This window comes from Nonomuraea sp. NPDC050691, from assembly GCF_040654455.1.
Classification (GTDB): Bacteria; Actinomycetota; Actinomycetes; order Streptosporangiales; family Streptosporangiaceae; genus Nonomuraea.
Genome location: NZ_JBFAIA010000052.1, coordinates 13177 through 24434, shown reverse-complemented (window position 1 = coordinate 24434; position 11258 = coordinate 13177). Strand labels below are relative to the sequence as shown.

Here is an 11258-nt window from a genome sequence, read left to right as displayed (position 1 = left end):
CTGTGACGCGAGGTCGCGGTGCCGCGTCGCCGGCTGGCCCGTGCGGAGCCTGAGTGGGCCGATCGTGCGATACTGTCCGCGTGGCCCGGCTGTTGCCCGCCCGTCTTCGGGCACCACTATCGAGCTATGCGGATCACAGCCATTCTCGTCCTGCTCTGCGCGGTCGCGTGCAGCTCTCCCGTCCCGCGAACGTCGTCCGTGCCGCCGTCCCCGGCGTCGTCCGTGCCGCCGTCCCCTGCGCCGTCCGTACCGCCCTCCCCGGCGCCGGGCGTGCAGGCGGAGGCCGCGCGGCTGGTCGAGGCCGGGTCGTCGGGCGCGGTGGTGCACGTCAGGAAAGGCGATCAGACGTGGCAGGCGGCGGCAGGGCAGGCGGACACCGGCGTGCCGATGCGGACGGATCATCGGTTCAGGATCGCGAGCATCACCAAGACATTCACCGCGACGCTCGTTCTGCAGCAGGTCGAGGAGGGGCGGCTGACGCTCACCGACCGGGTGGACAAGCTGCTGCCCGGTGTCATCAAGACGAAGGCGACCGTGGCGGACCTGCTCAGGCACACCAGCGGCATCTCCGACTACCTGCGCGATGACCGTTTCACCAAGGACCTGCGCAACGGCGCCCACCTCCGGCACTGGCCGCCCCGAGAATTACTGAAATATGCGGACAAAGAGGGGCAGGGCTATTCCAACAGCAACTACATCCTGCTCGGCATGATCCTGGAGAAGGTGTCCGGCAAGCCGTACCGGGAACTGCTGCGCGAGCGCATCACGGGCCCGCAGGGCTTGACCGCGACCGAGCTGCCCACCGACGACCTGCCCAAGGACATCGCGCACGGACACCAGACCGAGGGGGTGGACAACGCCGATGTGGACTCGTCGATCTTCTGGGCCGCGGGCGGGCTGATCTCGACCGCGGCCGACGTGTCGAGCTTCTACCACTGGGTCTTCACCCAGGAGGTGGGCAGGCGACTGCAGGCCGGCGGCTTCGGCATCTTCGCCGAGACGCTCCGCTGCGGGCGGCGCGTGTTCAGCCATTCCGGGTGGATCTACGGCTACAGCGGGATGGCGATGAGCAGTGCGGACGGCCGGACGGAGGTGGTCGTCCAGCTGGCTTCCGGCCAACCGGGCGACGCCATCGCCGCAGCCGAACGGCTCATGTGTGCCGCATAGCATGCGAACGGCGACCGGGAAGTCCTGGTCTGCTCCAGAGCGCCGGTGGGGGGAGGTCGTCCCGGGCTCCCGGGGAGCGCGTCAATGGGTGGGTGCCTGCGCCAGCGACAGGCTGTTGCCGTCCGGGTCGAGGACTTCCACGTGGCGCACGCCGTTGCCGTAGGTCTCCACGGGCTCGTGCTCGATGCCGTGCGCGGCCAGCCGGGCCAGGATGTCGTCGAGGTCGGTCACACCGAGCGTGATCATGGTGCCGCCCACCCGTGCCGCCCGCACCTCCCGGTCGTCGATGACGATCCACGCGTTCTCACCGACCCGCCACAGGTGCTCCTCGCCGATGATCTCGTCCGCCGGCCGCCCGAAGAACGCCTCGAACCACTTCTGCGACGTCGCCCGGTCACGTACGCACACGACGCTGTACAAGTCCACTGGAGCCGCTCCTTCCCGTCGTTTCGGGAGTGAGACCACTCCCGCCCCCGAAACTCATCGGCGACCGGCTGGGCCGTCCTGGGCGGCCAGATCACGACCGCGTTCGAGCTGACTGCCGAACCCGCTCAGCGAACCGGCTGGCCGATGCCCAGCAGATTGCCCTCGCTGTCGCGGAACCAGGCGCCGCGTTCACCCCGCGCATTCTTGCTCGGGTAGTTTCCCGTGATCTCCGCGATCCCGTCCCTCGTTCGGAATCCCGGTACGTCGACCTCCTCGAACACCACGCCGCGTCGTCCGAGCCGCGACACGGCCGTCTCGATGTCGTCCACCTCCCAGGCCATCTGGGTGAAGGTGCCGGGCGAGGATCCCGTCGACTGGAACACCACGAACTCCGCGCCTCCGCACCGATACAGCAGTCCGCCCGGCCGTTCGTCGACGGGTTCCAGGCCGAGCCGCTCGGAATAGAAGCGCCGCGCCCGATCGAGGTCCTGGGCCGGAAGCCTGGTCGCCACCCGTGCACGGGAGAGGACGTCGCTGTCGTCTGCGTTCATGTCTCCACTGTGCTGTGAGCGGTGGCCGGAAGGGGGGAGGCGCCCGGCGAGCCCCTTGAAGGCGCTCTGACGCCGTCGGCCGATAATGCTCAGATGATCGACAAGCGGATGCCGGAGTCGCGCCCCCTGCTGCGCCGCCCCGAGGACGGCGAGCTGATCGACGTGGCCGGAGTGGCGCACTTCTTCCGGCTGACGGGTGAGCACACGGGCGGCCGCTTCGCGTTCGAGGAGTTCACCCTGGCGGGAGGCGTGGTGGGCGCCCGCCCGCACGTGCACCACGGGCACGACGAGTACTTCTACGTCCTGCGGGGCGACCTGACCCTGCACCACGGCGACGGGGAGGTGACGGTCGGCCCCGGGCACCTGCTCGCCGCCGTGCGCGGGACGCCGCACGGCTTCCGCAACGCCGGCACCGAGCCGGTCCATGCCCTGTGCCTCTACACGCCGGCCGGGTATGAGGGCTACTTCCGCGAGGTGCATGACGCCGTGGCGGCCGGCGCGGAGGTGACCGACGAGCTCTTGGCGGAGTTCCGCGCCCGTCACCGGACGACCTCGTTCCAGCCGCTGCCGGGCAGGCAGCACGAAAGCCGATCCGATGGCCGGGCTCAATCGGGCCAGGCGAACACGACGTAACCCATGATCGCGACGATCACCAGCATGATGAGGGCGGCGATCGCCGACCCCACGGCCGCCGCCACGCGGAGCATCTTACGCCGCCTGTCAGAAAGGCCGGGACCAAGATTGTCAGGGTGAACCACAGCCCGCACCGTAACACCCCACAAGCGGGACGGACAGCCCGCGTGCGGCCCCACGCCAACGCGACGGCCCACGGGGAGCAAGACTGGAGACCTGACGACCATGAGGGGGCTGGGGTGGGGCATCGGCCCGGGCGGGAGCCGGATCACTTACCCGCCGTGCTGCTGTGGGCTCTGGTCTGGGTCCTCGACCTCTGCCACTTCCTGCTGACCATCTGAAGGCTCGGGCGGGGACGATCGCCGCCAAGCGGCCGGTTCCCTAGCGCTTCGGTACGTTTGGCGGCATGTCGCTCGCCCCCACAGCGTCCCCTGCCGCGTCCCCCGAAGCGGTCCGGCCGGTGCCCCACAGGCTCGCCTGGCTCGACATGCTGCGCGGCGTCGGTGCGCTCGCCGTGGTCGGCGAGCACCTGGTGACCTGGGACATGCCCTGGTTACGGCCCACACAGTTCAACCTCGGCACGTACGGCGTGCTGGTGTTCTTCCTCGTCAGCGGGTACGTCATCCCGGTTTCGCTGGAGCGGGGCGGCGACGTGCGCGCCTTCTGGATCGGCCGCTTCTTCCGCCTGTACCCGCTCTATATCGCCGTGCTGGGGCTGGTGCTGGCGCTGTCGTGGTGGATCCCCGTGCGCGAGGAGGTGCCGCGTGACCTGTACGCGGTCGCCGCGCACGCCACGATGCTGCTGGACGTGGTGGGGGTCGGCGGTGTGGTCGACACCATGTGGACGTTGTCGTACGAGATGGCCTTCTACCTGATGGTGGCCGCCCTGTTCGCCGCCGGCGTCCACAGGGGACGCGGCCTCATCGCGGTGCTCGCGGGCCTGGCCGCGCTCACGGCCGGCCTCACGCTGGCCTCCGCGCCACTGACGGGCGGCGGGCCGGCGTGGGTCTCGCTCGCCGTCTTCGCCGCCGGCATGGGGTGCGTGCTCACCGGGCGGCTGACGGTCCTGGCTTCCTGCGTCCTCGGCGTGACGGCGCTGGCGCTGTTGCCTCTGAGCAGCCGTGTGCCGTGGTTCGGCCTGGCCATGCTGGCGGTGATGTTCGCCGGGACCGCGATCCACCGGTGGGAGCGCGGTTCCGGCTCGCTGTGGCCGGTGGCGCTCACGGTGCTCCTCGTGGCCTGCGCACCGGTCTGGGCGATCAGCGCGGGCTGGTGGTGGGTGCAGCCGGACGTGTGGATCAGCACGATCGTCCTGGCGGGCGTCACCTTCGCCGCCGGCATGGCGTTGCGCGGCCGGCGCGTGCCGTCCTTCCTCACCCGGCTCGGGCTGATCAGCTACTCGCTCTACCTCGTGCACCTGCCGATCCTGCTGGTGATGGTGCGGATCCTGGGGGAGCGCCGGTGGTCGCCCCTGCCCCACCAGCTCGCCACCGCGGCCGTCTTCCTGCTCGTGCTCCTGCCGGTCAGCGGGCTCACGTACCGCTGGATCGAGCGTCCCATGCAGGACCTCGGCCGGCGGCTGGCCCGGGCGTCCCGGGGGCCGGGTCCCGGCGGCGGGGTCCGGCCTGAGTCCGAGTCGGCGAGTGGCTGAAAGTTTCAGCCTTGTCGGCGGGTTTTCCCCACGCGCGCGTACCTCTGCTTGACCGGCCGGTGCCCTGCGGAGAGGTTCGTTCCGAGCCATTCTCCGTGGGGAGTCCGATGAGTGACGCCTGTCGCCGGTTTCTCGCCCTTCTGCTGCCCGGTTTCCTGGTCGCGCTGGGCGCCTTGGTGCCCTTGACGCAACAAGCCGCCGGCGCGGTCAGCGACCCGCCCGGCCCCGTGACGGGTAACGCCACCTACTTCGACGGACTCGGCGCCCCGTACGGCGGCTGCGGGGTGCCCCAGGCGAATCTCGACTCGCAGGACTTCGTCGCGCTCAACGTCTACAACACCCCCGGCGATTACGGTTTCTACCCCCGGCCGTTGACGGGCGCGAACCTCAGCAAGGCCGGGTTGTGGAACAACGGCCTGAACTGCGGCCGCTACGTGCAGGTGGAGATCGGCGATTACTGCACGGGCACCAACGACGGCGCGCAGAACCAGCCGTTCTGCCGCAACGGCTCCTGGATCTCCGACGCCTACAAGGGCGCGAAGCTGACCATGCTGGTCGCCGACAGCTGCGGCGACTCCAACGGCTGGTGCCGCGACGACCCCTACCATCTGGACCTGTCCAAGGACTCGCTCAACCGGTTCGTGAAGAACGGCGCCGCGGTCGGGGACATGTATCCCGGCCATTGGAACAACCGGCACGTCAGCTGGTCGTTCGTCCCCGCGCCCGGCTACAGCGGCGACATCGCCATCGGCTTTATGCAGGCCGCGCAGGTCTGGTGGCCCGCCATCTCCGTCTCGCACCTGGCCAACGGCATTCACGGCGTCGAGTACTTCGCCGACGGGGCGTGGCGGACGGCCCAGATGAACGGCGACATGGGCCAGTCCTACGTCATCGGCGGGACCACGTCGGGCGGCAGCCAGTTCCAGATCAGGGTGCGCGACGTCACGGACACGCTGATCAACGGCGGACGCGTGTACAGCTTCACGCTCCCGTCGGCCTGCAACCCGCGGTGCGGCACGCCGTACACCAAGGTCAGTTACACCACCTCGGACGGCTCCACCCCCACCCCCACGCCCACGCCCACCCCGACCCCAACCCCCACACCGACGACCACGCCCACGGGCGGCACCGGCGTCTCCTGCGGCGTCGACTACCAGCCCGCCAACGTCTGGCAGGGCGGCTTCACCGCCGACGTCACCGTACGGAACACGGGCACCACCACCTGGAACAACTGGACGCTCAGGTGGACCGCGCCGTCCGGCGTGACCCTGACCAACGCCTGGAACGCCACCATCACGCCGTCGGGCACCACCTGGACGGTCAGGGCGCCGAGCTGGGCCGCGAGCCTGGCGCCGGGCGCGTCGGCCACCTTCGGCTTCCAGGCCGGCGGCCCGTCCACGCCCGGCCCGGCCGACATCACCTGCTCCTAGGCCACAGGGCTCACTGTGTGGTCATGAGGGTCAGGCTCTCGTCCTTCACCGATGTCGCGACGCCGCGCGTGACGCGGTATCCGGCCAGGCCGGGACCCTCACCGTCGGTGATCTCCTGAGCCACGAGACGGCCGAGTTCGGGGGCGAGGTTGACGCCGCTGTGGGTGACGAGGTGATACAGGCCGGGCGCGTCGGGGTGCGTGCCCGCCAGCGGCAGGCCGTCCGCCGGCACGGGCCGGACGCCGAGGCGGACGCCGGCCAGCCGGGCGGTACGCAGCGCGGGAAGGACACGCTGGCCACCGGCGTGCAACCGTTCCGCCAGGGCGTCGTCGCTCTCGCCGGACAGCAGCGCGTCGACGGGCCAGGAGATGGAGCAGACCCGGTCACCGGGGGCGGGGCGCAGGTCCACCTCCGGCGTGGCCAGGATGGCGTCGAGCCGGAGATCGGGGACGGGAGTGCTCTCTCCCACCAGCCCGGGGATCCGGGTCATGGGAAGCTCGGTGCCGGCGAGCGCCGCGACGCGGTCGGCGTCCGGTCCGGTGCAGTTGACCACCCAGTCGGCTTCCCAGCGTCGCGTGCCGGTCTCGACCCCGATGACGGCGTCGCCGCGGCGGATCAGCGCGTCCGCCCGCAGGCCGTACCTGATGTCGGCGCCGAGCGTGGCGGCGCGATCGAGCAGGCGCTGGACGAACAGCGGGGCGTCGTACCACGCGCTCTGGTCGTGGATGACGAGCTCGCTCGCCGTGCACGCGGCGGGGTCGACGGCGGGGGCGAGTTCGCGCAGCTCGGACGGGTCGGCGATGCGGCAGGGATGCCCCCAGGACCTGAGGCGCACGGCCCGCTCCCTGAGTCCCCGCTGGCTCTCCTCGCTGTCACCCCACTGGATGGCGGGCATGGGGTGCCGCCACGAGGCGCCCCCGAGTTCCTCGGCCAGCGTGGCGTGCAGGGCGGCGCTGGCCCGGTTCAGCTCGTAGTAGGTGCGCGGGGTCTTCAGATGGGTGACGTCCATCGAGAAGGTCGCGCTGGAGGTTCCCGCGGCGGGGCCGCCGGCCTCGATGACGACGACCTGGGCCCCGGCGACGGCCAGGTGGTAGGCGACGGAGGCGCCGAGCACTCCGGCGCCGAGAACGATGACGCGGGACACGTGGATATCTTTCCTTCGGGGTCGGAGAACCTTGCCGAGACCTTCCGGGAATCGGAGAGCGAGGCCTTCGGGGTCAGAGAACCTTGCTGAGGAACGCCCGGGTGCGCTCGTGCCGGGGCTCGCCGAGCACGGCGCCGGGTGGCCCGGATTCCACGACGACCCCGTCGTCCATGAACGCGATGGTGTCGCACACCTCGCGGGCGAACCCCATCTCGTGGGTGACGATGATCATCGTCATGCCGTCGGCGCGCACCAGGTCGCGCATGACGTCCAGGACCTCGCCCACGAGTTCCGGGTCGAGGGCCGAGGTCGGCTCGTCGAACAGCATGAGGCCGGGCCGCATCGCCAGGGCACGGGCGATGGCGACGCGCTGCTGCTGGCCCCCGGACAGCTGGTCGGGGCGGCTGTGCGCCTTGTCGGCGAGTCCCACTCTGGCCAGCAGGGCGTGGGCGCGCTCGCGCACCTCGGCCTTCGGCTCCTTCTTGACCATGATCGGCGCCATCATGATGTTCTCGAGCGCGGTCATGTGCGGGAAGAGGTTGAAGCGCTGGAAGACCATCCCGATGTCCACCCGCTGGGCGGCGATCGCCTTGTCGGGCAGTTCGTAGGCCTTTCCGTCACGCTCCTCGTAGCCGACGAGGCGGTCGCGGAAGTAGAGGCGGCCGGCGTCGATGCGTTCGAGGTGGTTGATGCAGCGCAGGAAGGTGGACTTGCCGGACCCCGACGGGCCGATCAGGGCCAGCACGTCTCCCTCCGCCACCTCCAGGTCGATGCCCTTGAGCACGTCGAGCGATCCGTAACGCTTGTGCACGCCTTCCGCGCGGATGAGGGTCTTCATCTGCTGAACCTGCGTTCGATGTAGTGCTGCCCGGCGTTCAGGACGGTCGTGGCCACGAGGTACCAGAAGCACGCCACCGTGAGCAGGGGGACCTGCTGGAAGTTCCTGGAGTAGATGCCCTGGATCGAGGTCAGGAGCTCTGGTACGGCGATGGCGAAGACGAGGGAGGTGGTCTTGAGCATGGAGACCACCTGGTTGCCCGTCGGCGGGATGATGACCCGCATGGCCTGCGGAAGAATGATCTTGCGCAGGGTCTGGAAGCGGGTCAGGCCCAGGGCGTGGGCCGCCTCCGTCTGGCCGGGGTCGACGGAGGTGATGCCGGCCCGCACGATCTCGCCCATGTAGGCCGCCTCGTGCAGGCCGAGGCCCAGCACCGCCGCGGTGAGCTGCGTGATGATCTGGTTGGTGTCGAACTCGAAGAACGTCGGCCCCCAGGGCACGCCGAGTCCGATCTTCGGCACCACCGCGGACAGGAAGTACCAGAACAACAGCTGCACCAGCAGCGGCGTGCCGCGGAAGATCCAGATGTAGAACCCGCTCAGCGCCGACAGCAAGGGGTTGGGCGACATGCGCAGAACGGCCAGCACGGCGCCGCCCGCGACGCCGACGACCATGGCGAGCAGCGTGAGCAGCAGCGTGGTGGCGAGCCCTTGCAGGACCGCGGGGGAGAAGAGGTACTCGCCGACCACGTTCCACTGCATGCGCGGGTTGGCCAGCCATCCCTGCAGCAGGAAGATCGCCAGGAAGCCGAGGACGCCCGCGCCCACCCAGCGCCCCGGATGACGGAGCGGGACGGCCTCGATCTGCGCCTGACTCTGAGGACGTGCGGTCTGCGGGGTCGTGGTCACGACTCGCCGCCGTTGATGACGGCTTTGTCGAGGGCGCCCGGCGACATCTTCCACTTGGCCAGGATCTTGGCGTAGGAGCCGTTGTCCATCAGCTTCTGCAGCGCCTGTTGCACGGCCTTGGCCAGGTTCTGATCCTCCTTGTTGACGAGGATCCCGTACGGCAGGAAGCGGTAGGGCTCGCCGACCTGCTTCATCCGGCCGCCGGACTGTTCGGCCTGGTAGGTGATGGTGGGGGTGCCGCCGATGAAGGCGTTCGCGCGGCCGGTGGAGACGGCCTGCAGGCAGCCGACCGTGTCGGGGAACACCAGCACCTGGACCGCCGGCTTGCCCGCGTCGGTGCACTTCTTCTTCTGCTGCTCGGCGTCGTCGGCCTGGGCCGTGCCCTGCTCGACGGCCGCCGTCTTCCCGCAGAGATCGTCGAGTGACTTGATCGCCTGGGCGTCCTTGTCCTGGACCAGGAGCGAGCTGCTGGTCTTGAAGTAGTCGACGAAGGTGACCTTCTCGCGGCGTTCCGGCTTGTCGAGCATCGCCTGGATGGCCAGGTCGTACCGGCGGGCCTGCACGCCGGCGATGAGGCTGTCGAAACTGGCCTGGCTGAACGTCACCTCGACGCCGAGCACCTGGCCGACGGCCTTCATCAGTTCGGGTTCCAGGCCGACGACCGACTTGTTGTCGGTGTCGAGGAAGACCAGGGGCGGATAGTTGTGACCCGCCGCGACGTTCAGCGTGCCACTCTTCTTGATCTTGTCGGGCAGAAGGTCGTGGAGCTCCTGACTCTTCTGCTGCGCCGGGGCGGCCGCCTGGGAAGCGGCACCTCCCGAACAAGCGGTCAGGGACAGGAGTCCCGCCAGGCCGAATGCGGCGGCTGCTTGGGTGAACCGCATCGCGCAGGACACCCCCTCTCGGGCTCAGAGCTACGTTCCGTAAACACCAATATTGGGGGTCCGTTTAGAGAGGACAAGGTCAAGGAGCGTGCGCGTTGGTGCACATGCTGTTCACTCTTCCTTATCCTCCTTGTCGATCTCACCAGCCCGCCGACCCGCAGAGTCACATGCGTCACCTCATAGCGGCACGCGGTCTGGTGATGCTAGGCGCCGGACTGTTAAGTTGGATCGATGCTCACCCCGGTCCAGTTGCAGGCCATCCGTGAGGTGGTCGCCACCGGTTCGCTCAGGACCGCCGCCAAGCGCCTCGGCTTCACCCCGTCGGCCATCTCGCAGCAGGTCTCCTCGCTGGAGCGGACCCTGGGCGTCCAGCTGTTCGAGCGCCTGCCGCGCAGCATCCGGCCCACCGCGGCGGGGGCCGAGCTGGCCCGCAAGGCCGCCAGGCTGCTGGCCGATCTCGAGGCGGCGGAGGAGGAGATGCGCTCCTTCGCCACCGCCCACCGGGGCAGGCTCCGGCTCGGCAGCTTCTGGTCCGCCGGATTCCGGCTGGTGCCCGCCGTACTGGCCGAGTTCCTCCGCGACCGCCCCAACGTGGACATCCGCTACGAGGAAGGCGATCCGCACAGGACCATCCCGGCCGTGAACGAGGGGCGGCTCGACCTGGCCGTGGTCTTCGAGTACGGCATGGTGCCGCACACCTGGCCGAAGGACCTGAACATGAGGTTGATCATGGAGGAGCCGCTCTACGTGCTCGTGCCGCCCCGCCATCGGCTGGCCGCCAGGAAGCGCATCCAGTTCCGCGAACTGTCCGCCGAACGATGGATCTCCTACACCAAGGGGATGGACGCCTCACTCAACCTGTCGCACATCTGCGCGGCCAGCGGCTTCGACCCCGACGTGCTGTTCCGCACCAACGACTACAACCTGCCCTTCGAGCTCGTACGCAAGGGACTGGGGGTGGCGATCGTGCCGGAGCTGGCGATGATCGAGTCGCACGACGTGTGCGTGTTCCGGCTCGGCGACCCCTCCCAGGTCCGCCGGGTCTTCACCGTGTGCCGCGCCACCGACCCGAACCCCCTGCTCGGCCACGCGACGAACATGCTCATCAACGCCGCCGAATCCCTGCACCTGCGCACGGACCTCCCCGTCGCCGTATGAGCCCGTCCTCGCCGGTTCCGTTCTCGCCGTCACGTTCCTGACGGGCAGTGAAACCACATCGGGCCGTCGTCACCGCCGACACCCGCTCCGGCGGACCTGCCGTCCCGCGCGACTGGCCACGCAGGCCCATACGCGTTGTCGGCATTCGTCGTACATACCGGTGAACCGGTGCGCATCATCCGTCACCGCCCAGCCCCTTCGTTCGGGTGCGTTTTCTGACATTTGGAAGTGGTGCGAACCTTCCTCTGGTTACGCTTTGACCCGATCTTTGACCCCATGCGTACTCACCTGTAACACCGGGCTTCCCGGACCACCATCAGGTGCCGCAGCACCGCCTCTGCCGCCGGCCGGCACGGGCGGTCACCGAACGTATCGGAGCACGACATCAAGACAGCACATCGCCAGGACACGACCGACCGGCGCCGTCTTCCGCTCACCCGCGCGCTCGCCCGGAGTTGCGTCTCCGCCGCCGTCGCCCTCGCGTTCCTCGCCGCCGCCCTGTCCACGGGCGTCGTCACCGGCGGCGAC

General features: G+C 69.5%; 11 protein-coding genes. 5 read left to right on the top strand and 6 right to left on the bottom strand.

The genetic code is table 11. From position 1 onward, the window contains the following. Window positions 1–270: 270 nt before the first annotated feature. Entirely contained in the window at window positions 271–1167 is an 897-nt protein-coding gene (locus tag AB0H81_RS20510; protein WP_358376589.1) for a serine hydrolase domain-containing protein, read from the top strand. An 81-nt stretch (window positions 1168–1248) separates the two neighbouring features. Here AB0H81_RS20510 and AB0H81_RS20505 read toward each other — a convergent pair whose 3' ends face one another. Both AB0H81_RS20505 and AB0H81_RS20500 read right to left on the bottom strand, forming a co-directional pair. Next, window positions 1249–1593 carry a VOC family protein gene (locus tag AB0H81_RS20505; RefSeq protein WP_358376586.1) on the bottom strand — a complete coding sequence of 115 codons (345 nt, stop codon included), beginning with the start codon at window positions 1591–1593 and terminating at the stop codon, window positions 1249–1251. Between the two features lie 125 nt (window positions 1594–1718). Beyond that, window positions 1719–2144, bottom strand: a complete 426-nt coding sequence (locus AB0H81_RS20500) for a VOC family protein (RefSeq protein ID WP_358376583.1) — start codon at window positions 2142–2144, stop codon at window positions 1719–1721. 93 nt (window positions 2145–2237) lie between these two features. Here AB0H81_RS20500 and AB0H81_RS20495 point away from each other — a divergent pair, with 93 nt between their 5' ends. From AB0H81_RS20495 to AB0H81_RS20485, 3 genes are all read left to right on the top strand, one after another. Continuing rightward, window positions 2238–2777: a cupin domain-containing protein gene (locus AB0H81_RS20495; RefSeq protein WP_358376580.1), complete on the top strand. Its 540-nt coding sequence runs from the start codon at window positions 2238–2240 to the stop codon at window positions 2775–2777. A gap of 406 nt (window positions 2778–3183) precedes the next feature. Next, window positions 3184–4428: an acyltransferase gene (locus tag AB0H81_RS20490; protein ID WP_358376577.1), complete on the top strand. Its 1245-nt coding sequence runs from the start codon at window positions 3184–3186 to the stop codon at window positions 4426–4428. Window positions 4429–4535: 107 nt separating this feature from the next. Continuing rightward, window positions 4536–5858 carry a cellulose binding domain-containing protein gene (locus AB0H81_RS20485; protein ID WP_358376574.1) on the top strand — a complete coding sequence of 441 codons (1323 nt, stop codon included), beginning with the start codon at window positions 4536–4538 and terminating at the stop codon, window positions 5856–5858. 10 nt (window positions 5859–5868) lie between these two features. Here the strand turns inward: AB0H81_RS20485 and AB0H81_RS20480 are convergent, their stop codons facing one another. The 4 genes from AB0H81_RS20480 to AB0H81_RS20465 all read right to left on the bottom strand — a co-directional run bounded on the left by AB0H81_RS20480 (window position 5869) and on the right by AB0H81_RS20465 (window position 9572). Beyond that, a complete protein-coding gene (locus tag AB0H81_RS20480; protein ID WP_358376571.1) occupies window positions 5869–7002 on the bottom strand; it encodes an FAD-binding oxidoreductase in 1134 nt (377 codons plus the stop codon). 73 nt (window positions 7003–7075) lie between these two features. Continuing rightward, window positions 7076–7840 carry an amino acid ABC transporter ATP-binding protein gene (locus AB0H81_RS20475; RefSeq protein WP_358376568.1) on the bottom strand — a complete coding sequence of 255 codons (765 nt, stop codon included), beginning with the start codon at window positions 7838–7840 and terminating at the stop codon, window positions 7076–7078. Next, window positions 7837–8688, bottom strand: coding sequence for an amino acid ABC transporter permease (locus tag AB0H81_RS20470; RefSeq protein ID WP_358376565.1), 852 nt, complete (start codon window positions 8686–8688; stop codon window positions 7837–7839). The genes AB0H81_RS20475 and AB0H81_RS20470 overlap by 4 nt, the downstream gene beginning before the upstream one ends. Beyond that, complete coding sequence (locus AB0H81_RS20465; RefSeq protein WP_358376563.1) at window positions 8685–9572, bottom strand: ABC transporter substrate-binding protein; 888 nt, start codon at window positions 9570–9572, stop codon at window positions 8685–8687. Before AB0H81_RS20465 ends, AB0H81_RS20470 begins: the two co-directional genes overlap by 4 nt. 231 nt (window positions 9573–9803) lie before the next feature. Between AB0H81_RS20465 and AB0H81_RS20460 the strand changes: the two genes are divergently transcribed. Continuing rightward, complete coding sequence (locus AB0H81_RS20460) at window positions 9804–10730, top strand: LysR family transcriptional regulator (RefSeq protein ID WP_358376560.1); 927 nt, start codon at window positions 9804–9806, stop codon at window positions 10728–10730. The last annotated feature ends 528 nt before the right edge of the window (window positions 10731–11258 follow it).